General features: G+C 58.9%; 20 protein-coding genes. 12 read left to right on the top strand and 8 right to left on the bottom strand.

What is annotated here, in order from left to right; translation table 11 throughout:
* Position 1 precedes the first annotated feature (1 nt).
* Positions 2–784 carry a 5'/3'-nucleotidase SurE gene (gene surE, locus JNM28_12135; protein ID MBL8069192.1) on the top strand — a complete coding sequence of 261 codons (783 nt, stop codon included), beginning with the start codon at positions 2–4 and terminating at the stop codon, positions 782–784.
* A gap of 8 nt (positions 785–792) precedes the next feature.
* Positions 793–1,047: a 2Fe-2S iron-sulfur cluster binding domain-containing protein gene (locus JNM28_12140; protein MBL8069193.1), complete on the top strand. Its 255-nt coding sequence runs from the start codon at positions 793–795 to the stop codon at positions 1,045–1,047.
* Here the strand turns inward: JNM28_12140 and JNM28_12145 are convergent.
* Complete coding sequence (locus tag JNM28_12145) at positions 1,044–1,439, bottom strand: hypothetical protein (protein MBL8069194.1); 396 nt, start codon at positions 1,437–1,439, stop codon at positions 1,044–1,046. The two genes, JNM28_12140 and JNM28_12145, sit on opposite strands and share 4 nt — an antisense overlap.
* 25 nt (positions 1,440–1,464) lie before the next feature.
* On the opposite strand from JNM28_12145, the gene JNM28_12150 reads away from it, so the two are divergent.
* The 3 genes from JNM28_12150 to JNM28_12160 all read left to right on the top strand — a co-directional run bounded on the left by JNM28_12150 (position 1,465) and on the right by JNM28_12160 (position 4,776).
* Positions 1,465–3,663 (top strand): S9 family peptidase, encoded by a 2,199-nt coding sequence (locus JNM28_12150; GenBank protein ID MBL8069195.1) that lies wholly within the window; start codon positions 1,465–1,467, stop codon positions 3,661–3,663.
* Complete coding sequence (locus JNM28_12155; protein ID MBL8069196.1) at positions 3,664–4,155, top strand: AAA family ATPase; 492 nt, start codon at positions 3,664–3,666, stop codon at positions 4,153–4,155.
* Positions 4,156–4,302: 147 nt separating this feature from the next.
* On the top strand, positions 4,303–4,776 hold the full coding sequence (locus JNM28_12160; protein ID MBL8069197.1) for a DinB family protein: 474 nt from the start codon (positions 4,303–4,305) through the stop codon (positions 4,774–4,776).
* Here the strand turns inward: JNM28_12160 and JNM28_12165 are convergent.
* Positions 4,773–5,312, bottom strand: coding sequence for a DinB family protein (locus JNM28_12165; GenBank protein MBL8069198.1), 540 nt, complete (start codon positions 5,310–5,312; stop codon positions 4,773–4,775). The two genes, JNM28_12160 and JNM28_12165, sit on opposite strands and share 4 nt — an antisense overlap.
* Before the next feature lie 123 nt (positions 5,313–5,435).
* Between JNM28_12165 and smc the strand changes: the two genes are divergently transcribed.
* On the top strand, positions 5,436–8,930 hold the full coding sequence (smc, locus tag JNM28_12170; protein ID MBL8069199.1) for a chromosome segregation protein SMC: 3,495 nt from the start codon (positions 5,436–5,438) through the stop codon (positions 8,928–8,930).
* Between the two features lie 49 nt (positions 8,931–8,979).
* The gene (locus JNM28_12175) at positions 8,980–10,416 is read left to right on the top strand and encodes a M20/M25/M40 family metallo-hydrolase (protein MBL8069200.1); all 1,437 of its coding nucleotides are present in this window, start codon (positions 8,980–8,982) and stop codon (positions 10,414–10,416) included.
* 89 nt (positions 10,417–10,505) lie between these two features.
* Here JNM28_12175 and JNM28_12180 read toward each other — a convergent pair whose 3' ends face one another.
* From JNM28_12180 to gatB, 4 genes are read right to left on the bottom strand one after another with little or no spacing between them, the layout of a single operon-like run.
* Entirely contained in the window at positions 10,506–12,638 is a 2,133-nt protein-coding gene (locus JNM28_12180; GenBank protein MBL8069201.1) for a PAS domain-containing protein, read from the bottom strand.
* Positions 12,639–12,640: 2 nt separating this feature from the next.
* Positions 12,641–12,925: a DUF167 domain-containing protein gene (locus tag JNM28_12185; protein ID MBL8069202.1), complete on the bottom strand. Its 285-nt coding sequence runs from the start codon at positions 12,923–12,925 to the stop codon at positions 12,641–12,643.
* Between the two features lie 46 nt (positions 12,926–12,971).
* Positions 12,972–13,556 (bottom strand): hypothetical protein, encoded by a 585-nt coding sequence (locus tag JNM28_12190; GenBank protein MBL8069203.1) that lies wholly within the window; start codon positions 13,554–13,556, stop codon positions 12,972–12,974.
* A complete protein-coding gene (gene gatB / locus JNM28_12195; protein MBL8069204.1) occupies positions 13,553–15,028 on the bottom strand; it encodes an Asp-tRNA(Asn)/Glu-tRNA(Gln) amidotransferase subunit GatB in 1,476 nt (491 codons plus the stop codon). Before gatB ends, JNM28_12190 begins: the two co-directional genes overlap by 4 nt.
* A gap of 87 nt (positions 15,029–15,115) precedes the next feature.
* On the opposite strand from gatB, the gene guaB reads away from it, so the two are divergent.
* The 5 genes from guaB to JNM28_12220 all read left to right on the top strand — a co-directional run bounded on the left by guaB (position 15,116) and on the right by JNM28_12220 (position 20,250).
* Positions 15,116–16,588: an IMP dehydrogenase gene (gene guaB, locus JNM28_12200; GenBank protein MBL8069205.1), complete on the top strand. Its 1,473-nt coding sequence runs from the start codon at positions 15,116–15,118 to the stop codon at positions 16,586–16,588.
* An 81-nt stretch (positions 16,589–16,669) separates the two neighbouring features.
* Positions 16,670–17,020: a hypothetical protein gene (locus JNM28_12205; GenBank protein MBL8069206.1), complete on the top strand. Its 351-nt coding sequence runs from the start codon at positions 16,670–16,672 to the stop codon at positions 17,018–17,020.
* A 21-nt stretch (positions 17,021–17,041) separates the two neighbouring features.
* Positions 17,042–18,088: a LacI family DNA-binding transcriptional regulator gene (locus tag JNM28_12210; protein MBL8069207.1), complete on the top strand. Its 1,047-nt coding sequence runs from the start codon at positions 17,042–17,044 to the stop codon at positions 18,086–18,088.
* Positions 18,085–18,876 carry a prepilin-type N-terminal cleavage/methylation domain-containing protein gene (locus tag JNM28_12215; GenBank protein ID MBL8069208.1) on the top strand — a complete coding sequence of 264 codons (792 nt, stop codon included), beginning with the start codon at positions 18,085–18,087 and terminating at the stop codon, positions 18,874–18,876. The genes JNM28_12210 and JNM28_12215 overlap by 4 nt, the downstream gene beginning before the upstream one ends.
* A gap of 72 nt (positions 18,877–18,948) precedes the next feature.
* Positions 18,949–20,250: a hypothetical protein gene (locus tag JNM28_12220; GenBank protein ID MBL8069209.1), complete on the top strand. Its 1,302-nt coding sequence runs from the start codon at positions 18,949–18,951 to the stop codon at positions 20,248–20,250.
* A 6-nt stretch (positions 20,251–20,256) separates the two neighbouring features.
* Here the strand turns inward: JNM28_12220 and JNM28_12225 are convergent, their stop codons facing one another.
* Together JNM28_12225 and JNM28_12230 are read right to left on the bottom strand one after the other, a co-directional pair.
* Positions 20,257–21,510, bottom strand: a complete 1,254-nt coding sequence (locus tag JNM28_12225) for an aspartate aminotransferase family protein (GenBank protein ID MBL8069210.1) — start codon at positions 21,508–21,510, stop codon at positions 20,257–20,259.
* Positions 21,511–21,567: 57 nt separating this feature from the next.
* Complete coding sequence (locus tag JNM28_12230) at positions 21,568–23,232, bottom strand: B12-binding domain-containing protein (GenBank protein ID MBL8069211.1); 1,665 nt, start codon at positions 23,230–23,232, stop codon at positions 21,568–21,570.
* Positions 23,233–23,249 lie beyond the last annotated feature (17 nt).

Below are 23,249 nucleotides of genomic sequence, written 5' to 3' on the forward strand. Positions count from 1 at the left end.
TGTGCGAATCTTGGTGACCAACGACGACGGCATCCACGCGGAAGGGATCGCCGTGTTGGCGAGGGTAGCCAAGCAGTTTGGCGAGGTCGCCGTTTGCGCTCCAGACCGCGAAAAAAGCGCCTGCGGCCACGGCATGACGCTCCACGACCCGTTGCGGGTACGGCCCCACGAAGTCGAAGGATGCCGCGGCTATGTGGTTAACGGATTGCCGGTGGATTGCGTCAACATCGGTTTGGCCGAGGCATTCCCTGATGGGTGCGACCTTGTGCTGAGCGGGATCAACAATGGGCCGAACCTCGGGTTCGACATCACTTATTCCGGGACGGTGGCCGGAGCCATGGAAGGGTGCATCAATGGGATCGCCAGCATCGCCCTCAGCATGGCGGTTTTTGTCAGCGGCGCGCCGCTCCACTATGAAACCGGCGAAGCGTGGCTCAATGAAAACCTCGGCTGCCTGATCCCGCTGGCCCCGAAATCGGGCAGCTTTTTGAATGTGAACATCCCGGCCATCGCCTTTGAAGAAATCGAAGGGGTGCGGGTCTGCGGAATGGGGAAACGAGTCTATGAAGAGCGTGTGGAACGCCGCGACGACCCTTGGGGCCGGCCCTACTATTGGCAAGGTGGGGTTGCGGTCATGGACGGTTCTGAGCCGGGGACAGACGTCGACGCCATCCGCAACCACTACGTGTCGGTGACCCCAGTGTCTTTGGATTGGACTGACCACGCGGCACTCGGCTCCTTGGCGGAGGCGCTATCCGGGCCCTCGCCCCTCCATGGCAGGTGATTTCACTCATGACGTTTGAAGGGCAGCTGTTGCAAACGCTTTCGGGAGAGACCGTGCTCGAAGTTCTGCTGCGCCACCATATTCCGATTGGCTATTCCTGTCTGGCCGGTGAGTGTTTGAGTTGCACTGTCCGATGCGTTGCCGGGTCTCCACCACCAGAATCGCAAGAGGGCCTGACAAACCGGATGGTGCGGCTCGGGCATTTTAAGGCATGCCAATGCCCCGCCGACAAGGTGGATCAAGTCGCGCGGGCTTGCGGCTAATTCCTGCCCTTTTGACGGTTGAAATACCGGACACCATCGTTAGGCTTGAAGAATGTCCGGATGACCTTATCCCGGTTGTAGGCCAAGAATCCTCCGGTGGAAAAATCGAACTTGGTGATGACGCCATCGGGCCGGTAGGCGATCAAGATTGCTTTGCCGTCCGCCTGGGAATCGCGGAGGGTCTGCGCCATGAGGAGATACTGCGGCTGGGTGATTTGGCCGAATTCGCGGCCATGTTTTGAAAAGTGTTCCCGCAGGGCTTCTGGATCCCGAAACCCGATCTGGGTATTCACGTTGGGTGGCGCGGCAGGCGGCAATTCCGGGGCGGGCGGGGCGGCGGCGCACCCAGTCAGAACCCAAGCGAATGCCAAAACCAGCGGCTGCGCGCGCATTTCCTCAAGTATGCTCGCCGGCACGATGAGACGGGCCGCCATTGTTGCCTCGGTATTGGCCTTTGGGTTTGCCGGTGCCGACCTAACGCCTTTCAAGCCGACGACTTCCGAGTTGGCCGACCTTTACCGGCGCGCCGACACGTTGGGCCAAGGCTCGGCAAACCAAATCCTCAACTGGAACTTAGAGTTCACGTGGATCGACAACGACACGTTTTACTACCGGCGCGACGTCTCGGCTGGGATCTGGCGATTCACCACCTTTTCCGTGTCCTCCAAACAAAAGACCGACCTATTCGATCACAAAAAATTGGCCGACCAGTTGGCAACTCTTTCAGGTTCGGAGATACGCCCGGACCGGTTGGGCATCGAGATCACCCGCGTGACCGGCGAATCGGTCATTTTCAACTTCCAAGGAAAGCGGTACGCATGGAACCGCAAAGCAGAGACTTTGGCGGCCGCCGCCCGGCCCGAACCGGTTCCTTTGCAGAACCAAGGGGTTGTTTCTCCGGATCGGAAACTGGCGGCGCGCCTTCAAGAGGGCCACTTGGAAATTCGGGCAAACAAACCCGATGGGGAGTGGAAGCCGGTTCCAGGGGCCGAAAATCTCCAAACGGTCAAATGGTCGCCCGATTCCCAGTTTTTGGCCGCCCAAAGCCAGATTCCGGGAGACCGCCGCCAGGTTGCGGTTTTCGATTCCAGCAAGCCCGGCACGGTCGCCCAGCTGCGGATGCGGCTTTATGACCAGCCGGGAGACAAGCTCGATACCAGTGAAACGTATTTTTACGGCGTTGCCAGCGGCAAGCTGGTCAAAGCTGCGCACGAGCCCGTGATATGTGGCGGGCACCCCTGGGCCGCACCCCCCGAACTCAGCTGGTGGCGGCCTCCGGGGGCAAAATCGCCGTCCGCCCTGATCGAGTACGACATCCGTGGGTTCCAAGAGCAGAAACTGGTTGAGATCAACCCTGAATCTGGCGCAATCACCCCATGGGTGGACGAGGTTTCCCCGACATTCATCCACCTGAGCGGGTTCTTTTGGCAACGGCTCCCCGGGGATGCGGGGGTCGTTTGGAGGAGCGAGCGGGACGGCTGGGGACACCTTTACCGGTACGACAGTCCGGGCAAACCCTTCCAAATCACACAGGGCCAGTTCGTGGTTCGGTCGATAGAACGGCTCACTTCCACCGAGGTTTACTTTTCGGCCAACGGCCGCGAGCCTGGCGACCCGTACTTCATTCGCTACTATCGGGTCGGATTAGATGGCCGCAACCTGGTGGCCCTGACTCCGGGGGCAGGCACGCACAAGGCCACCTTTTCGCCAGATTTCAAGCACTTAGTGGATGTGCGCAGCACGGTCCAAAATGCCCCGGTGGCAGAGGTCCGCGACAGCGAAGGCAAGTTGGTGGCGGAACTCGAAGCCTCGGACGCCGGGCCCCTTCGGGGAGCGGGAATCCGTGGCCCCGTGCCATTTGTGGCCAAGGGCCGCGACGGGGCGACCGACATTTACGGGATCATCCACTTCCCCACCCACTTCGACCCAGGCAAATCCTATCCCGTGATCGAGGACATCTATGCCGGCCCCCACGATTCGTTTGTGCCGAAATCTTTTCGACCGGTCTTTTACCAACAGCGGCTCGCCGAGCTCGGTTTCATCGTTGTCCAAATCGACGGGATGGGGACGGCAAACCGCGGCAAGGCATTCCATGATGTCTGTTGGAAAAATATTGCCGATGCCGGGTTGCCAGACCGGATCCTTTGGATCAAAGCGGCCGCCAGCCAGTATCCCCAGATGGATGTTTCGCGGGTTGGGATTTTCGGCACTTCGGCCGGGGGTCAAAGCTCCACCGGCGCCCTGTTGTTCCATCCCGAGTTCTACAAAGTCGCCGTCAGTAGCTGCGGATGCCACGACAACCGGATCGACAAGTTCTGGTGGAACGAACAATGGATGGGCTATCCGGTTGGCCCGCATTACGAACAGCAGTCGAACATCACCAATGCGGCCAAACTGCAAGGCGACCTGCTGCTGATGGTCGGCGAATCGGATACCAACGTCCCCCCGGAAAGCACATTCAAGTTGGTCGACGCCCTGCAAAGGGCCGGCAAAGATTTTGAATTCGTTTATCTGCCAGGTTCAGACCATACGGCGGGCGGGCAATATGGAGAGCATAAGCGGAGGGATTTCTTTGTCCGTCATTTGCTAGGGGTTGAGCCCCCGCGGTGGAACTGATTGGCGACTTTCGTCCTGACCGGCCCCCCTGGTGCGGGCAAGACCACCTTGGCTACGCGGATCGCGGAGAAGGTCTGCCCGACCCTCCACATCCCCGTCGACGACTTGCGATCCTGGGTTGCTTCCGGTCTAGCTGAATCGGTCCCATGGACTGAAGAGACGGAGCGGCAGTTCCAAATTGCCGAAGAGGCCACCTTGAAGATTGCCCAAACGTATGCGGGCCGTGGCTTCCATGTCGTGATCGACCATTGCCGCAACATCGAACGCCTCAACATGGTTTTCTCTTGCCTTTCCCCGGTCAAAATCCTCGTCCTCCCCAGTCTAGAAACCACCCTCCGGCAGAACGCGGAGCGCCGAAACAAGGACTTTGACCCCCAAGTCTTGGTGGAGACGATCAAATTCACCCACAACGTTTTTTTAAATGCCGATTATTCTGGGTGGGAAGTTTTGCGGTCGCTCAACGATATCGACCGGTTCTTAGACTCGCTTTGAGATCTATTTGCCAAGCAGGGCCAATTGGCCAGGCCCCCGGCTGCGCACCATGGCCCGGCGAATTTTTCCACACCGGGTGCAAGTTTCTTTCAATTCTGCCGGTCAGTTGGGAACCACAGTGGCCAAAAGGGGATAATTCCGTTAGCGATGTCCGAACTCAAAGATTTCCTCTCCCAAAAAACGGCGCAGGCCGCCGAGTTTTATGTCCGCGACCTTGAGGCGCTGACTCACGAGCAACTCGATAAATCCCCGGGCGGTTCGGCCCGCGCCGGTTACGACTTCACCCATGAGGTGGTGGTGGTCAACAAACGGATCGCCTGCCGGCTGCGCAACGAGGATCCGGGCCCGTGGCCTTTTGGCGAAGGTTGGGCGGTTTGCCCCGATGGCGAGCGCAACAAAGAGCACCTGGCCGCACAGATCAAATCTTCGGCCCAAGAAATCGTCGATGCCATCCCCGGCGTGCCCGATGAAAAATTCAGCGAAGAGTTTGAACTCAACGGCAGCCCGACATCGTTCGCCGACATGGTCGGTTTGGCCTCAATGCACATCATGTACCACGGGGCCCAGCTCAACTACCTCCAAGCCATGGGCGGCGATTTGGAAATGCACTGGATGGATTAGCCCTTGACCTTGGCCGCCCGCTCCTCTATCTGCTGTTGGTGGTAGGCGCCGTGGGCCGTCATGATGCTGAACCCGTCGGTCAGGTTCATCTTGAACAAAGGCAAGATTGGGTTTTGGAAAGTCGCTCCGTTCAAGTCTTTCCCCTTGGCGTCGTCGAACAATGTCAAGAAGCGTTCGGCGTTCTCCAGATACCGCTCGTAGTCCTTGCGGGACCCTAGCCCGTTGGGGCGGAAACCGCCCGGCACGGGAACCGCCCTTTTTTCCGAGAGCGCGCCATAGATAAAACGGCCCAAAAAGGATTTGCGCGGTTCGGCCCCGCCATCTTTCGGGGCCCGAGCGGCGGCGGCCCCCATCCCGGCAATGTAGGGCTCGATCGAAAGGTTGAGATGTTCAAAGACCTGCCCAACAGACCAAACCCCAGGTTCTGGGGCGATGGCGAATTGTTCATCGGCAAACGCTGAGACAGCCCGTTTGCAGGCGTCTACGTGGCTTGCAAAGAGCGATTTTTGCTTGTCGAGGAAGTCTTCGGCGTTCATACAAGGGTTTTCTAAGGCGTCGCACGCGGGAAAAGTTCCGCAGAACCTGTGGAAAACAAATTGACTCGCCCCCGGCGTCTGCCCGGATACTCGCGTCCTTAGGTTCAGCCGCACTTTTCCTCCATGAAACTTAAACGGGTCAAGATTTTCGGGTTCAAGACGTTTGCCGACCGCACCGATGTGGAGTTGGACGGCAATATCATTGCGATCATCGGCCCCAATGGCTGCGGCAAATCCAACATCGTGGATGCGATCCTTTGGGGTCTTGGCGAGACGAATGCCCGGCACTTGCGCGCGCAGACGGCCAAAGAAGTGATTTTTTCCGGCTCAAGCCGGCGAAAGCCGCTGGGGTTTGCCGAGGTTTCCCTCCTGTTCGACAATGAAGATGGCTCGCTCCCGATCGACACGGCAGAGGTTTCGGTCACGCGTCGCCTGACGCGTTCCGGCGACTCGGACTATTCGATCAACAAGCGCGCATGCCGTTTGCGAGATGTGAACGACCTATTGGCCGATTCTGGGCTTGGCCGGGCCGGTTACGCGATCGTCACCCAAAGCGACATCGACCAAGCCTTGAGTGCGAGTGCCTTGCAACGCAGAGCTTGGATCGACGAGGCCGCGGGCGTCCAGCGGTACCGCACGCGCCGCACCGAGTCTTTGAGGAGGCTGGATCACGCCGAGGGCCATTTGCGGCGGATCCACGACATCCTCCACGAAATTGAGGTTCAACGTGAACCGCTCCGCGAAGAGGCCGAAGCAGCCAAACAGTACAAGGTCACCCTCAATGCCTTGAGGGAAATCGAATGTGCCTTGTTGGGCAAGGAGCTCGAGGAATCTCTGGCTGAAATCGAGGAATTGGAAAGGAGGATCTCTGCCACCTTGTCCGACGTCGAGCGGGAAAACGACCGGGCGGAATCGCTCCGATCCGCCCAAAAGCAGATCCTTTTCAAGATCGAGGCATTGGATGCCGAAGCCGAGCGCCAACGGGAAGAGCTGATGACGGCCCAGGGGCGGCTTTCCCAAGCCCAAAACCAGATCGAACTCGGCAAACAAAAGTTGGAGAGCCTCGCCCTGCTGGAGGCCACTCTGGGGCAGGAATCTGAATCCAATGCCGCCCAAACTGCCGAGGCTGAATCGGCGCTGGAACGCGCCCGGAAAGAGGCAAACGAATCGGCAAACGCACTGGAAGCCTTGGAATCCAGCCTCGGATCGGTGGATGCGGAAGCCCGTGAACTCGCCGCCTCCCTGAAAGCCCTTGATGGGGAGTTGGCCAAAGCGCGGCAAGCCCAAGCCGCCTACGAACGCCGGCAGATCGAAGCCGAGCACGCAAAGGACCGGCTCCGGACGGTCAAAAAGGAACTGCAAGGTGTATCAGAGTCGATTCCTGACCTGGAGGGCGCGGTTGCCGAAAACGAAAGCGCCCTTGAAACCTTGGGCTCGGCATTGGAAGGGTTTCGGGCGGAAATCAAAGTCATTGACGGCGAGTTACAAGCGATTGCTGGAAAGGAGGATTCGCATGCGGCTTCGATGCGCAAGCTCTTGGCCCAGATTGCCTCCCTCGACGGCCGACGCCGAGGCATAGAAGCGACAATCGAAGCGAATGAAGGTCTTTCACACGGCTCTCGTGCCGTGTTGGAAGCGGTTAAGGCGGGTCGGTTGCCCGATTCCTACACCCCCGTCGTTCATGCCATCCACTTTGAAGGCAACTTGGTCTCGGCCGTCGAAACGGCCCTGGGCGCGGCGGGCAACGACCTCATCGTCCCCGATGAATCGGCCGCCAAAGAAGCCATCCGATTCTTGAAGGAAAACCGGGCGGGACGGGCCACGTTCCAACCCGTGCCATTGATGCGGCCCCAAACCCCATCCCCCGAATTGCGGGATCTGCTCGGCAAGCGAGGCGTTGTCGGGTTGGCCAGCGAACTGGTCGGTTGCGCCCCGGCCCACCGCCCAGTGATCGACAGCCTGTTGGGGCGCACCGTGATTGTCGAGGATTTGGACACGGCCCTCAAATACGCGAAGTCGCGCGGATGGAGCCGCCTGGTGACGCTTGACGGTGAGTTGATCCACGCCTCAGGGGCGGTGACCGGCGGCACCCAGGCCAGCCGGGGCAACGGAATCATCCATCGGAAAGCCGAACTCGACCAGGTGTCAGACGAACTGGGATCATTGCAACAAAGGCTCTCGGAAATGCAAGCCTGGGATCCCAGTTCGGAGAAGCAAGCCCTGCAAGACCGCCGGTCTGAAGTCGCCGAGGCACTGGCGGCCCAACGTTCGGAGTGGGAGGAGGCTCGCACCTGGCTGATGAGCTTGAAGCACGAACTGGCTCAGACATTGTCCAGCCGGGACATGCTAGAGGCCGAAGCCGCCCGACTCGCTCAACCTCAGGATCAGATGGAGCCGGTGGATTTGGCCGGCATCGAGTTGCGTCGAGACGAGGCAGTGCAGCTCTTGGCGGCAAAATCGAGTTCCGCAGAATCCGCCCAGGCCCGGATTGTCGAAGCGCGGCAATTGGCGGCCGCCGCTGCTAACCGCCTGGAAGAAGCCGATCGGCGGCTGGCCGCCATCCGGGGCTCCGCCGAGCAGCGCCAAGCCCGCTTGGCCCACATCGGCCCCGAGCGGCAAAAATTGGAAACTTCGATCGCCGAGGCCAGTTCGGAGTTAAAAGGTTTGGAAGAGCGCGTCGCCGCTCTACGGGCCAAGAGCCTAACTTCCGCTGAACAGCGGAAGACGCTCAGCCAAGAAGCGATGACGGCGGGGCAGCAATCCGAAGAAGCCCAAAAGAGCGCGCAATCAGGCTCAGAAATCCTCCACCACTGTGAAATCAAGCGGGCCCGGGCCGATAGCCGGAGGTCGGCGGCAGCGGAACGGCTTTTGGAGGAATATGGCCTTTCGCCCGAAGAAGCCTTGGAGGAATCGGCCAGCTCGCTGGTGGCCCCCGACGCCCCCGCCTTGGTGGCCAAGCTTCGACGTGATTTGAAGGCGATGGGCGATGTCAACCTTGGCGCCATCGAGGCATTCGACCGATTGACCGAACGCCATGACGAACTCGCCGGTCAATCTGCCGATGTCGAAGAAGGTATGGCCGAGATCCGGGCCACGATCAAAGAACTGGACGATCGGACACGGCAACGATTTGTCGAGACCTTTGAACAGTTGCAGGCGGCGTTCGGCCAGGTGTTCGTCAAACTTTTGGGAGGCGGAGACGCCGAGATTAGTTTGAGCGACCCTGCGAACATCCTGGATTCCGGGGTGGAGATCGCGGTGACGATCCCCGGCAAACGCCGGCAGCCGTTGGAGCTTTTGAGCGGCGGAGAACGGGCGATGTCGGCAATCGCTTTCCTGTTCAGCCTCCTCAAGGTCAAGCCTTGCCCCCTGGTAATCCTTGACGAAGTGGATGCCCCGCTCGATGGCCGCAACGTTGAGCGGTTCATTTCGATGATGCGCGAGTTCAACGATGTCACTCAGTTCATCCTGATCACCCACAACAACGTGACAATCGAATCGGCCGATGTTTGGATGGGGGTGACCATGCAAGAGCCCGGATGCAGCACGGTCATCCCGTTCCGGGTGCCCGGATCTGGGTCGGGTGCGCCGGATCGAGCGAACCTCAGCCTTGCATAAACTTAACTCGATGTCGAATTTTGGCGGGGCAATAGGCTAAATTCCCGATATGCGCACTCGGATAGCGATTGCCGCCGCCCTCATCGGGGTGGCATCCCTCGGACACGCTCAAGCGGATCAGGCAACTCTGGACAAAATCGTCCAAGAGGGCAAGATGAACAACCAGGTGATGGTTCACTTGCAAGACCTCACAACCAACATTGGCCCGCGGTTGACGGCTTCGACCAACCTAGAAAAGGCCTATGCCTGGGCTCTGGCCAAATTCAAGGAGTACAAATTGGACAACGTCCACCTGGAAGAATGGGGAGAGTGGCCAATGGGGTTTGACCGCGGCCCCAGCACGGGCAAAATGGTTGTTCCCCGGGAGGTCAATTTCCAGTTCACGTCCCCATCTTGGTCCAAGGGGACGGACGGGCCTTTGCGCGGCCCCGCCGTGCCGGCACCGGAAACCATCGCCGAGTTCGACAAGTATTCGTCGCTCTATAAGGGGGCTTGGATCGTTTACAAAACCCCTCCTCCCCGGATCCCTCGGGCACGTCCCGGTGCGGAGCCTCCCCAACTGACGCCGGAGCAGGTGCAAGCCCAAAAAATCGAGGACTCGCTCAAGAAGGCCGGAATTTTGGGGCAGGTATTCCCGAGCCGCGACGAGCTGACCATCACTTCCGGAAACTACAACGTCGATCCGGCGAACATGCCAACCGACGTCACCGTGACGATCCGCAAATCGGACATGGAGCAGGTTTTTGGCCAACTCGACACGGGCAACAAAGTCGAACTCGAATTCAACTTGGACCATAAGTTCGTGCCAGGGCCCCGGAAGAATTACAACGTTGTCGCCGAGATTAAAGGAACGGAAAAACCTGACGAAGTCGTGATCTTTGGCGGGCACTTGGACAGCTGGGATGGCCCGGGCAGCCAGGGTGCGGCCGACAACGGAACTGGGACTTGCACGGTGATCGAAGCCGCGCGGATCCTGAAGGCGGTGGGTGCCAAACCCAAACGGACGATCCGGTTCATTTTGTTCACGGGAGAGGAACAAGGTCTGTTTGGATCGCGCGCCTATGTTGAGCAACACAAGGCCGAAATGGACAAGATCAGTTGCGTCTTCATTGAAGACGGCGGGGCCAACTATGAAGGCGGCACCTATGCCCTGGCAGAAATGGTGCCCATGTTCGACCAGATCATGGCGACGATGAACAAGGCGTTCCCCAACATGCCCGTGAAAATGAGGACCGTGGCCCAGATGCCCAGGGGCGGCGGGAGCGACCATGTCCCATTCAACGCGATCGGGGTTCCTGGTTTCTTTTGGGATGAGACCGGGATGTTCGATTATGGCTATGTCCACCACACCCAGCACGACCGGATCGAGTTGGTGCCCTACAACTACATGGTCCAAAGCGCCACCAACAGCGCCGTCGCGACCTATTCGATCGCTTGCGCCAAAACTCTCATGCCCCGCGCGCCCAAGGCGGCACCGGGGAACTGAACTCCTAAGAACCCGGCGTTTGGCCGAGAAGAATAGAATGCCCCGTGGCTTTTGCCACGGGGCATTTTTTGAGGACATGGAAGAGGGCCCTAAGCTGCCGACGGCTGGGCTTCGGCAACACCGGATCGGAGCGCGCCCAGCACGCTCGCGGGGGTGCAATGGCAATGCGAATTCCGAACGGCCGTGACCGTGGTTCTGGTGTTTAGGTGCTCAAACCAGCTCTCCAAGTCCGAACGCCTATCGCAAACTTCTTGCTCAGACGCTTCGGGCAGGATCAGTAGGAGTTCTGCCGTGGAGATCATCCCAAATACATCGTCTTCGCGGCATGACATTGCGATTTGCCGGCCGGCCTCTTCGGCGGCTAGAGCCACCTCGTCGTGGCTGCCTTGGACAGTGACCAGAACGCACCCGAACGCACCTTGCTTGGCGTAACCGCAGATCGCTTCCAGTAGCTCCATCATTTTTTCGGCGTCGGCGGCACTCTGGGGCGGCTCGGCCTCGACGCCAACCTTCTCCCGGATGGTCAGGACGACCGCTCCGAGCCTCAGGTCTCCAAGATGGTTGGCGGCAAAGACATCTGCTGCAAACGCCTTCTCAGTTCCGATCAGTTGCACACTGGCTTGTTGCAGGTTGCCTGAACTTTCGAGCGTATCCGCCCAAAGCCGCTCGCCGTTCTCCCGCGAATCCTTGTGGAGCAGTTCGATCCAACTCCGTCCAATCAGGCTATCGGGAGAGGCGCCAATCAGCTCTTGGCAGGATTGCGAGGCGAAAACGATGATGCCTTCCGCCGAAACAGTCAGGACGGTATCCACCGAGGCGTCGACCAACGCCTGAAAACTCATCCCGCCGTCTTGTTCGGTTTCCGGACGTTTTTGGCGGTTACTCCAATCCGTAACAACGGCGAGGATATCAGTGGTTCCGGATACCGTCATTCGAAACACCAAATTGCAAGCCCGGTCGGCCACGGTGCCGCAGAAATCAAATTCAAACGGCTTGCCGGTCAGGCGAGCCTGTTTGGCGCCGTGGGCCAATTTTGATTGGAGGTCTGCCGGAAAGACCTTCTGCCACGCCGATCCCCTGATCGCCTCATCGGGTCCAAAGATGCCCCGGTTGTCATAGACTTCGACAAGGCCCATCGCCCGGTCGAACTTCAACAACGTATCGGGAATGGCCTTGATCAAGGCCAGCCGGGCGAGGTCGTTTGCATTCAAAAGTTCGCGTCCAAGCCGTTCGGCGGTCACATCCCGGGCCGTTGCGGAACAGCTGCGGACGGCCCCGCCGCCGTCGATCACCGGCATGATTCGGGCGTCGAGCCACAGGCTCATTCCCGGTGCCGGTGAGAATTCCCAAGCCAGGCTCTCAATGGTCTCGCCAGAAAAGACTTTGCGGATGGTGGATTTGGCGGCTTCGGCGGTTGGGGTCCACCCGAGGCAGTCGATGACATTCCGGGAAACCGCCTTTTCGGCCGGGATCCTGGTGAGCCTTTCCATTTCACGGTTCCAGCGGAGGATCCTGCCATCGGATTCAAATTCAAAAATCGCCGCCGGCAAGTTGTTGACAGCACTCGTGATAGCGTCGGATTCCCTTTGTGTCGAGGCCGAAATGTCAGATTGGAACCCGCGGCTTGCTGACCCCATCACGCTTTGCACAACCAGCGTCGTGCTGCCATGCCGCAACGAAGACCGGATCAGGAATGCCATGCCGAGCATGCCCAAAATCGCCAAGCCCGCCAACCCGGTCGCGGTTTGGCTCAACTGGGCGGAGCGGGATTTGAGGGCGGCAGCCCCCCGGTCGGCGGAAGATTTCGCCGTTCTCAGCAACGTTTGGTCGACCCGAGAAGCCAACGCCTCTCGCCGGACTGCCGTCCAGGCGGATCCTGATTTGAAGGCGATATCCCGGTCTGCGGACCGGATTTGACCTTCGTGCTTTTGCAATCCAACCCTTTCCCGAAGGATGAGGTCGAGTTGGGACGTCTGGTCGAGCGATTCCAGGGTGGTGATGTCTTTTGAAAAATCAGAAAGGTGTTGGGCTGCTTCGGACACCGAACCCGACCAGAATGCCAGGCCTGCCGAGGCCAAAACGCACACGGCCAAAAGCGCCATGGCCACCCCGTGGAACCAAGCCCGGTGCCACAGGCGCACCGTTTTGAACACTTCCCCGGCGCCTTCCAAAGTGACCGGATCCAATTGATCCCAATCCAGTTTGCGGAGATTGGCACCCATTGTCAACCACCTGCCTCCCCAATGCGCTGGAGAACATCATCCAACGAAAACCCGTGGATGGCCAGGGTTTTGACCCTGGATTTGTGCCCGCTGGCGAGCTTGACGGCGGATTTGGGGATGCCAAGTGTTTTGGCTGCCAAAGACACGAGGGCGCTGTTGGCTTCCCCGCCGTGCGGAGGTGCATTCACCCAGGCCTTGATCGTGCCGTCCGGTTGCCGTTCCATTTTCACCAGCGAAGACTTGGGCGTGATGCGGACTTGGATCTCGCAGCCATTTTCGGGGTTCACTTTGCCGCCGCCTCACCGCAAATGTTCGGCAGTCTCACAAAAAGCTTTAGCTTCCGCCGCCGGAAAGCTTGGCTTTGACTTTATCCCGGTTGGCTTTTGCGGCGTCGTCGTTGGGGTCGAGCAAGAGATATTTGTCCCATGTCTCTAACGCCCTTTCGTAGAAGCCAAGCCTTTCATAGGAGTGGGCCAAGATGCGGTAGCTGTTGGCATGGGGCTTGGTGTCGAATTCCAAAGTGGGCTCCAAAATCGCCACGACGTTTTTGTAGGCCCGCTTGAGGAAATAGAACTGCGCTTCAGGATAGTACGCCTCGGGATTTTCTGGAAACTGTTGTTTGAACCGGACGTAGGTGGCCAGTTCGAGGTCGGGGCGCTCGATGTTGCCGTACATCCAGCCGAGGTCGGTGACCGCCTCATAATCATTCGGCCTCCAAATGATTTCCCAAGAGATGATCTGAATGGCGGATGGGAATTCACCATCGTTGAAAAGCGAATCTTTTTCTGCCGAAATGCGCCAATAGGCGGCCGCGGTGATCCGGCTGGCCCCGGGGGTGGAGGTCATTTCCTTGAGTTGTGCAGGCGCCGCACAGACCATGGAGCAGGCGGCAATGGCGGCAATGGCTTGGCGTTTCATTGGCTAAGGAGTTTGCGCAAGGTTTCCTGCACAGTCTTTGGGTCGGCACGACCTTCGGTTTTTTTCATGACTTGGCCCACAAAAAACCCAAAGAGCGATTCCTTTCCGCCCCTGAATTGTTCGACCTGTCCGGGGTTGGCGGCCATCACTTCCTGGACTGCGGCCTCAATGGCCGAAGAATCGTTGATGACGGTCAACCCCTGTTCTTGAATGACGGTTGACGGGAGCTTGCCCGTTTCAAAAATTTCCTCAAAGACTTGCTTGGCGATTTTTCCGCTGATCGTGCCATCCGCAATGAGCTGGATGAGTTCGACGATGTGTCTCGGGCGGACTTTGCTGGCGGGGCGCTCTGGTGTTCCGTCCCCCTGCGCGAGGCCGATTTGGTTGTGCTCGTTCAGTAGCCGGGCAAAGTCCCCGTTCATCCAGTTGCAAGCTTGTTTGGCATCGGCACCTTGGGCCACACACTGTTCAAAGAAGTCCGCCCAATATTGTTCGGAAACCAAAACACCAGCATCGTAAGCGCTGAGACCAAAGTCTTCTTCGTACCGTTTTTGTTTGGCAAGGGGCAGTTCTGGGATGGTGGCCCGGATCCGGTTGATCCGTTCGGAATCCAAATGCATCGGGACAAGGTCGGGGCATGGGAAGTACCGGTAGTCAGCCTCGGATTCCTTGACGCGCATCGGATAGCTACTGAGGGTTTGCTCGTTCCACCCCCTGGTTTCCTGGATCACGCGGCCGCCATCTTCCAGGAGTTTGGATTGTCGCTCCAGTTCATAGGCGATGCCGAGCTGGACGGATTTGAAGGAGTTGAGGTTCTTGAGTTCGGTTTTTGTCCCGTAGGTTTCCGAACCTTTTTTGCGGACGGAGATGTTGGGTTCGCACCGCATCGATCCTTGTTCGAGTTTGCCGTCGCAGACCCCAAGGTAGATGAGCATGGCGCGGAGTTGGACCATGTAGTCGCGGGCTTCGTCGGGGGATTCGATGTCTGGCGGGAATTCGGTGACGATCTCCATGAGCGGGACTCCGGCACGGTTGTAATCCACACCGCTCCCCCCTCCTGGGAGGTGCATGAGCTTTCCGGTGTCTTCTTCCAAGTGGACCCGCCGGATTTTGATCCGCTTGATGGCACCGTTAGTGGCGGGGATTTCCAGCCAACCGTTGTAGCCGATGGGGTTCGTCTCGCCATACTGGCTGACTTGGAACCCTTTGGGGAGATCTGGATAGAAGTAGTTTTTGCGGTGGAAGACCGAATCTTCGGGAACCGTACAATTAAGGGCCAGGGCGGTTTTGATGACCATCTCCACAGCCGCTTCGTTGGGTACGGGGAGGGTGCCGGGGAGTCCCAGGCAGATGGGGCAGGTCCGGGTGTTGGGCATGCCGCCAAATTCGGCCGGGCAACGACAGAACATTTTGCTCTCCGTCATCAATTCGGCGTGGACTTCCATCCCGACGCTGACCACGTATTCGGACATGGGTTTGAGTTTACTGTGCGTTCATGCGGCCTCTGGCCAATGACCCCACGTCTCCCTGAAGCCTGGTGCCATACTGAATTGCACGTTATGGCGTTCCGCGAAGGCCTCAGTTTCGACGACGTGCTCCTGCTGCCCCGGCGCACGGAGATCTTGCCCACCCAGGTGGACACGGGCTCGCAGCTGCTCCCGGGCGTCAACCTGTCCGTACCGATCGTTTCGGCCCCAATGGACACCGTCACCGAGGCCCGGTTGGCCATCGCCATTGCCCGCGAAGGCGGGGTGGGCGTCATCCACCGGAACATGCCGATCGATGAGCAGGCCCGCCAGGTGGATCGGGTCAAACGATCCGAGCACGGGGTCATCACCAACCCGATCCAGCTCACCGCCGACAAAGTGCTCCAAGAGGCTGTAGACCTCATGGAGCATTTCCATATTAGCGGGGTTCCCATCACGGATCAAGCCGGCAAGCTGGTTGGGATTTTGACCAACCGCGATATCCGTTTTGAAACCGATTATTCGAAGCCGATTGCGGACCGCATGACCAGCACGGGCTTAATCACCGGCGAGCCGGGAACCACGCTCGACCAAGCCCAGGAATTGTTGGCCCAACACCGGATCGAGAAACTGCCGATCGTGGATTCTGAGGGGTACCTCAAGGGACTGATCACGATCAAAGACATTGAGAAGGTGAAACGCCACCCCAATGCCACCAAGGATGACAAGGGCCGCTTGTGCGTCGGGGCGGCGATCGGGCCATTGCGCGAACCGTATGAACGGGCCAAGGCGCTGATGGAGGCCGGAGTGGATTTCATCGTTATCGATGCCGCCCATGGCCAAAGCATCGGCGTGGTCAATTGCGTGAAGATGCTCAAGGAAAGGCTCCCCGACCTCAAAGTCATTGCCGGCAATGTCGCCACCAAGGAAGGGGTGCGCGACCTCCACGCGGTCGGGGCCGATGCGTTGCGTTTGGGGATCGGGGCCGGTTCCATCTGCACAACGCGCGTGGTTGCCGGGGTGGGCGTTCCGCAGTTCACGGCGGTTTTGGATTGTTGCGAGGAGGCCAACAAGCTGGGCTTGCCCACCATCGCCGATGGGGGAATCCGGTCGAGCGGCGACATCGTCAAGGCCATCGCTGCGGGTGCGAGCACGGTGATGATGGGCAACATGTTTGCCGGGTGCGAAGAGTCGCCTGGTGAAATGGAGATCTATCGGAACCGGGCTTACAAGGTTTATCGCGGCATGGGGAGTATCGGGGCAATGAAGCAGGGCTCCAGCGACCGATATTTCGCGGTCAAGGAAGCTGGCTCGACCTTGGTACCGGAAGGAATTGAGGGGCGGGTTCCGTTCAAGGGCCCTCTGGGTGATACGGTGGCGCAACTGGTGGGCGGCCTTCGCTCTGGGATGGGTTATTGCGGGGCGTCGACGCTCACGGAATTGCACCGCAACGCCGAATTCATCAAAATCACCAATGCCGGGCTTTTGGAATCGCACCCCCACGATGTGTGGATCACCAAAGAGCCGCCCAATTACAGCAGCCCGTTCAACCAGTCTGGGGAGTGACAGACGGTTCACCTAGCAATTTTATGGGAAACTCCGCGAATATTCTTGTAATTGCTGAATCGGTTCAGTATAGTGATATCTATGAAAGCGCACTGGTGCGCCGCTCTGGCCATGGCGGCCGTAGTCCCGATTTGTTTATCGGGGTGCGGGGACGACAACAAATTGGATCCCAACGCCACGATCATGAATGTGGAGACGGCAAAGCAAGCCCGGACTTATTACGACCGGTACAACGGCGATTACAAGTCTTTGTCGGATGCCGACAAAAAGGCGTACCTCGAATTGTTCAAAGGTGACCAAACCAAGGCCGATAAAACTTGGGAGATCATGTCCACCCCGCCGCCGGGATCCGCCCCAACCGGTGCCAATCCCGATGCCACAGGCACCGTCCCCCCCGGGCCGGGCGACCCTCCTAAACAAGGCGGCAACTAACCCCGACAGGATTGCCCAAAGATGCGCAAACCCACCATTGCAGACGTAGCCAAACTTGCCGGGGTCGGCAAAGTCACGGTCAGCTATGTCTTGAACGGCCAAGCCGAAACGGCACGCATCAGCAAGCCGACGGCGGACCGGGTGGAACGCGCGGCAGCCCAGTTGAACTACAGGCCCAACGCCCATGCCCGAAACCTGGTGCGCCAAAGGGCAGACACGATCGGGGTCGTGTTCCAATATGCCGACTACTTCTCTTCGGCAAGCAGCTTTATTACCGAAGTCCTCAAGGCGGTATGCCAAGCCTGCACGGAGGCGGGAGTGGACGTGTTGTTGCACACCAAGCCGACAACAGACCCCATGGCCGAAGCAAATGCCTTGAGCGACGGTTGCGTGGACGCGGTAATCATGATCCGCGACGAAAACGACCCCGTTCACGAAATCCTTTTGGAGCGCGAGTTCCCCACCGTCCTGTTCTTCTGCCGTTCCGACGACCCGCGCGCCTCGTTTGTCTGTTGCGACAACTACGCCGGTGGCCGGTTGGCGGTCAGCCGGTTCGCCCATTCCGGGCACCAACGCATTGCGATGCTGATGGGTGGCCCCCGATCTGTTGACGCCAGCGACCGTTACCACGGATATTGCAGTGCGCTCAAGAGCGCGGGATTGGAGTTCCGCCCTGAATTTGCCGTCCCCGAAGGGAGGGTTCCCGAGTTGCTCCCCCACCTGATGCGCCGGGACGACCACCCCACTGCCGTTTTCGCATGGTCCGACGACTGTGCGATGGAGTGCATCCGATGCCTCCAACAATTGGGTTTCCGTGTCCCGGAAGACGTCGAAGTGATCGGCTTTGACGGCACCGAGGCCGGCGCCCGGTTTTCCCCACCCTTGTCGAGTATCCGGCAACCGATCCAGGACATCGCCGCCACGGCTGTCCAAGCGGCCAAGGATCTCGTCGAGGAAAACGCCCCCCGGCGGGTCATCCTGCCCCCGACCTTGGTCGAGCGTTCGACCACTCGCATGCAATCCCACTTGCACTCAAACAACTCTGATCCAGAGGTTCCCTTCAAATGAAAAAAAATGCATTCACCCTGATTGAACTGCTGGTCGTGATCGCGATCATCGCCATCTTGGCCGCCATCCTGTTCCCGGTTTTCGCCCAAGCCAAAGCGGCGGCAAAAGCTACCAACTCCATCTCCAACATGAAGCAAATCGGCACCGGTTTGCAGATTTATCTAAGCGATTACGACGACTACAACCCCCTGCGGCGCATGTCGTTGACCACGACGGCGGGCACAGGCGAGCTTTCTTGGAAGCAAACCTGCATGCCTTACATCAAAAACACGCAGATTTTCACCGACACGATGAACCCGGCGGCCCGGTATCCGGATGACACTTCGGACGATGCAATCCGCGCTTTGTGGGGCCAAGTCGTTGTTGGACCGAAGACCTCCCGCGGGTACGCCTACTACGACCAAGCGTTTTTTGTCAACCAAGATTGGAACTCCAAGACCTATTCCATCACCCAGCTGCAACAACCGGCCAACACGATCCTGATTGCCGAGCACAAACGGCTTTGGGTGGACTTGGGGCCGTGGCTGAACTGGACCAAGGTCGATCCCGATCCGGATGGCGTCAACCGTCTTGGCGGCTGGAGTTGGGGTGGCGGCAAATGGGAGGACAAGGCAATGGTCTTGATCTTCGGCGACAGCCACGCCAAACGCACGGCCATGCGGGCCACCTGCGGCAAGGACAACGAGCTGAACATGTGGAACTACCAGCGCAACACCCTGGCCACCCAATCGCTCGGCAACCTGACCTGGGTTGACACGTTCTGCCAAACCATGCCGGCCAACTTTTAGGCTCGCAGAGTTCCAAGCACTGACCTGGGCCGCACCCTTCGGTGCGGCCCAACCCTTCCACCACACCCCCTGATGATCCAGCCCCTCCTCCTGTTGGCCCTCAATTCAACGGCTTCGACCGCTCCTCGCGGAGAGGCCCTTCTGACCGAGCTCTCCAAAAAGTCGGTCGCTTACTTTTGGGAAAACTCCAACCCCCAAACCGGATTCACCCTGGATCGGGCTCCTAACTATCCGGGTGCGGCGGCCGAAAACGCGACGATCAGTTCCATCGCCGCAACGGGCTATGCCCTGAGCGCCTATTGCATCGGCGTTGACCGGGGTTGGCTGGGCAGAGCAGAAGCCAAAAAGCGAACCGTGCTGACCTTGGGGAACGTGTTGACAAAACTGCAAGGCAACAAGGGTTGGTACTTCCATTTCGTCGATTGGACGACCGGCAAACGCGAGTGGAATTCTGAATTGTCCACGATCGATTCCGCCCTGCTTTTCGCCGGGGTGGAAATGGCCCGGGGCTACTGGGCCGACCCCGAGGTGAGCAAACTGTGCGACCAGATCATGGGCCGGGTGGATTGGCACTGGTTCCTGACCGACGGCGGCAAGAACATGAACTCCCTGACCTTCAGTATGGGTTGGTCGCCTGAGAACGGATTTTTGGAAGCCCGGTGGAACGGCTTTTACGAAAGCATGTTCCTGTACATCATCGCGCTGGGCAACGACGACAAATTGGAACCGGAGATCTGGACGGCGTTCCGGCGGTCGCGTTTCCAATGGCAAGGCATCGACCTCTTGCACGGGGCCGCCTTGTTCATCCACCAGATGTCGCAAGCGTATCTGCCCATGCAAGGCAAACGGGACGTCTTGGGCTACGATTATTGGGTTGAGGGCCGCAACATGACCCTGGCCAACCGGCTCTATTGCAAGCTCAACCCCAAGGGCTTCAAGGCGTACGGCCCGGATATCTGGGGGCTTTCGGCGTGCGACATCCCCGGTGGCTATGGGGCACCGGGTGCCCCCGTGCCTTCGGGTGAGCCCTTCGACAACGGGACGCTTGCCCCGGCCTCGGCTGTCGCCAGCGTGATGTATACGCCGGAATTGAGCATGCAGGCGGCGGACGCCTACGTCACCCAATTGCCAGAAAGCTACGGCCGGTATGGGTTCACCACGGGCATCAACCCCAGTCAGGGTTGGAAATCCACCCACGTGATCGGCATCGATATCGGCCAGATGATGCTGGCGATCGAGGCCCACCAAAACGGGAAACCTTACAAGTGGATGATGTCCAACCCCCGCATTGCCAAGGGAATGAAACGCGCCGGATTCCACGAAACCCAAGAAGGCCCCTTGGAATCGCGCCCCCTATACCTGCAGCCGTACTGACCAAATTCAGGCGAACTGGGCGAGGATCTCGGCCGTTTCGGCCACTGCCGCATCAAAAATTTCAAGTGCCTGAGTGATTTGCGCTTCACTGACCACCAGAGGCGGCTCCATGCGGATGACCCTCGGGTTGTTCAGCGTGTACGCCGCAATCATCCCGCGCTTGACCAACTGCCCGATGACGAGTTCGCCGACTTCATCCATGGCGAATTCGACGCCAACCATCAGGCCCTGGCCGCGGACTTCTGAAATCAGTTCGTGTTTGGCGGCGACTTGCCTCAGGCCAGCCATCAGGGTCTCGCCTTTGGCTTGCGATTGCGCGACAAGGCCCTCTTCTTCGACCACTCGAATGGCAGCGAGCCCGGCGGCGCAGGCCAGCGGGTTCCCGCCGAACGTGGACGTGTGGGCCAACGGGTTTTGGCTGAAAACCGCTTCGCATACCGGCTGGGTGAAGCAGGTCGCCCCAATCGGCATGACCCCGCCGCCCAGGGCTTTGGCAAGGGTCATGATGTCCGGCCGGACACCTTCGTGCTCGCAGCCGAACATTTTGCCGGTTCGCCCGAACCCGGTTTGAACTTCGTCCACGATCAAGAGCGCCCCAACTTCGGTGCATCGATTGCGGATTGCTTGCAAATAGCCAGGCGGCGGGACATGGATGCCACCTTCCCCTTGCAGAGTTTCAACAATGAATGCGGCGGTGGTCTCATCAATCTCCGCAGCGGCCGCCCCGGCATCGCCGTAAGGAACGAACACTGCCCCCGGCATCAGGGGCTCAAACGGCTTGCGGTACTTTTCTCGGCCCGTCACGCTCAGCCCGCCGATCGTTTTCCCGTGGTATCCGCCTTCGGTGCTCACGATTTTGCTGCGCTGGGTTGCCCCCTTGGCGAACTTGAGCGCCGCCTCCACGGCTTCGGCACCGCTGTTGCTAAAGAACGAGAATTGCAGCCCCTCCGGTGTGATCTCCGCTAGCTTGGCGGCAAGGTCGGCTTGATTTTTGCTGAAAAATGTTTTGCCGCTGAGAGGGATTTGGTCCAGCTGGTCTTTCACCGCCTGGATCACCGTCGGGTGCCGGTGGCCCAAGGAGTAAACGCCATAGCCACCGAGGAAGTCGAGGAATTCACGGCCTTCGTGATCCCGCAGGATGCACCCTTCAGCCTGAACTTCGACCCCGAATCCCGCAAAGTTCATCAGCCGGGCCAGGTAGGGGTTTATGTAGTCGGCATACTTCCCCACGACCTCGGTGTGGAGCGCATCGGCGTTCATAGCATGGATTATACGGTTGCAGCGCGGCGAAGGTTGGCCCGGCGGCGATCGATGGAATTACTTGACGTTGAAGTACTTTGCCGCCGGATGGTGGACGATGATGGCGCTGGTGGACTGCTCCGGTTCGAGCATGAACTCTTCGCTGAGCTCGATCCCGATGTCTGCCGGTTGCAAAAGATCCATCAATAGGGTCTGGTCTTCCAGATTGGGGCAAGCCGGGTAACCGAACGAATAGCGCGACCCCTGGTACTTGGCCCCGAATAAGCCTTTTACATCCCCGGGGTCGTTGGCGCCGATGCCGAGTTCATGACGCATTTGTTTGTGCCAATATTCGGCCAGCGCTTCGGCCGTTTCGACACCCATGCCATGGGTGTAGAGGTACTCCTGATAATCGCCGGCGGCGAACTGGGCGCGTTCATGTTCGCTGACAGCATGGCCGACCGTGACGATGCTGAACCCAACCACATCCATTTGCCCGCTTTCGATTGGAAGGAAGAAATCCGCGAGGCAAAGGCGTTTGCCGGCGCTTTGGCGGGGGAAGGTGAAACGGCACCGTTCAGTCGCCGCGTCTTCGTGGTAAAGGATTAGGTCGTTTCCTGAACTTTGCGCCCAAAAGTAACCCCACTTGACGGCAGGACGGAGGACATTGGCTAATTCACGGCACTTCCGTTCGAAGATCGGGCGGACATTCATTTCGAGCCAGTCGTTGAACTGCGGATTTGTCAACCCTTCAGGCTTTTTGTATTGCCATTGCCCGCGCCACAAGGCAACTGGATTGATAAACTTATACAATTCGAATATGTCGAACTTCTCGCGCTTTTTAGCCCCATAAAAGGGCAGATCGGGGACGGTTTCGGCTTGTGGAGTTGGACTCTTGACCCCATCGAAAACATAAAGGGCCGGTTCGCGGCCGGGCAACCGGTGGGAGGCGACACGGGTCGCTTCTTTGGCTGGGGCGGCAACCTCATCACCCCCTTCCCCACACAATTCTCCCATCAACCGCAGGCCTTCGAAAGCATCCTGCGCGTAGAAGACCCGGCCTTTGTAAATGCTGCGGAGGTCTTCTTCGACATAGGCCCTGGTCAGGGCAGCACCGCCCAAAATCACCGGATACCCGTCGAGTCCCCGTTCGTTCATTTCCAGCAGGTTGTCCCGCATGACGAGGGTGGATTTCACCAACAGGCCACTGAGGCCGATGACTTGGCACTTGCGTTCTTGCGCCTCGACGAGGATTGTGTTGACGGGTTGCTTGATTCCGATGTTTTCGACCCGGAAACCATTGTTTGTTAAGATGATATCGACGAGGTTTTTGCCGATATCATGCACATCGCCGGCGACGGTTGCCAGCAAGATGGAACCCTTTTCCGATCCTTCGACCCGTTCCATGAGTGGTTCCAAGACTTTGACCGCCGCTTTCATCACCTCTGCGGATTGCAGGACGAAGGGGAGTTGCATTTTTCCGGCGCCGAAGAGCTCGCCAACCGTTTTCATCCCGTCAAGCAGGATCTCGTTGATGATTGCCAGGGGCTCGTAAGTTTTCAGCGCCTCGGCCAGGTGGGCATCCAGGTTCTTTTTGATGCCTTCGACAATATGCTTTTTGAGTTGGTCCTCAATGGTGAGGCCATCGAAGGGGTCGACGGCGGTGTCGGTCGTCCTGACGTCTTCGAACCGGTTCATCAATTCGATGAGAGGATCGTAAATGACTTCTCGGTTGTTCTCCATTCCCCTTGGTTTTGAAC

It is taken from the genome of Armatimonadota bacterium, assembly GCA_016789105.1.
Classification (GTDB): Bacteria; Armatimonadota; Fimbriimonadia; order Fimbriimonadales; family Fimbriimonadaceae; genus UphvI-Ar2.

Bases quoted from the DNA above. Each gene is read 5' to 3' on its own strand.
- JNM28_12150 (MBL8069195.1), top strand. From the start codon at position 1,465: ATGAGACGGGCCGCCATTGTTGCCTCGGTATTGGCCTTTGGGTTTGCC.
- JNM28_12180 (MBL8069201.1), bottom strand. From the start codon at position 12,638: ATGGGTGCCAATCTCCGCAAACTGGATTGGGATCAATTGGATCCGGTC.
- JNM28_12145 (MBL8069194.1), bottom strand. From the start codon at position 1,439: ATGCGCGCGCAGCCGCTGGTTTTGGCATTCGCTTGGGTTCTGACTGGG.
- JNM28_12205 (MBL8069206.1), top strand. From the start codon at position 16,670: ATGAAAGCGCACTGGTGCGCCGCTCTGGCCATGGCGGCCGTAGTCCCG.
- JNM28_12210 (MBL8069207.1), top strand. From the start codon at position 17,042: ATGCGCAAACCCACCATTGCAGACGTAGCCAAACTTGCCGGGGTCGGC.
- smc (MBL8069199.1), top strand. From the start codon at position 5,436: ATGAAACTTAAACGGGTCAAGATTTTCGGGTTCAAGACGTTTGCCGAC.
- JNM28_12160 (MBL8069197.1), top strand. From the start codon at position 4,303: ATGTCCGAACTCAAAGATTTCCTCTCCCAAAAAACGGCGCAGGCCGCC.
- JNM28_12165 (MBL8069198.1), bottom strand. From the start codon at position 5,312: ATGAACGCCGAAGACTTCCTCGACAAGCAAAAATCGCTCTTTGCAAGC.
- JNM28_12220 (MBL8069209.1), top strand. From the start codon at position 18,949: ATGATCCAGCCCCTCCTCCTGTTGGCCCTCAATTCAACGGCTTCGACC.
- JNM28_12230 (MBL8069211.1), bottom strand. From the start codon at position 23,232: ATGGAGAACAACCGAGAAGTCATTTACGATCCTCTCATCGAATTGATG.
- JNM28_12175 (MBL8069200.1), top strand. From the start codon at position 8,980: ATGCGCACTCGGATAGCGATTGCCGCCGCCCTCATCGGGGTGGCATCC.
- JNM28_12225 (MBL8069210.1), bottom strand. From the start codon at position 21,510: ATGAACGCCGATGCGCTCCACACCGAGGTCGTGGGGAAGTATGCCGAC.
- JNM28_12215 (MBL8069208.1), top strand. From the start codon at position 18,085: ATGAAAAAAAATGCATTCACCCTGATTGAACTGCTGGTCGTGATCGCG.
- guaB (MBL8069205.1), top strand. From the start codon at position 15,116: ATGGCGTTCCGCGAAGGCCTCAGTTTCGACGACGTGCTCCTGCTGCCC.
- gatB (MBL8069204.1), bottom strand. From the start codon at position 15,028: ATGTCCGAATACGTGGTCAGCGTCGGGATGGAAGTCCACGCCGAATTG.
- JNM28_12190 (MBL8069203.1), bottom strand. From the start codon at position 13,556: ATGAAACGCCAAGCCATTGCCGCCATTGCCGCCTGCTCCATGGTCTGT.
- JNM28_12140 (MBL8069193.1), top strand. From the start codon at position 793: ATGACGTTTGAAGGGCAGCTGTTGCAAACGCTTTCGGGAGAGACCGTG.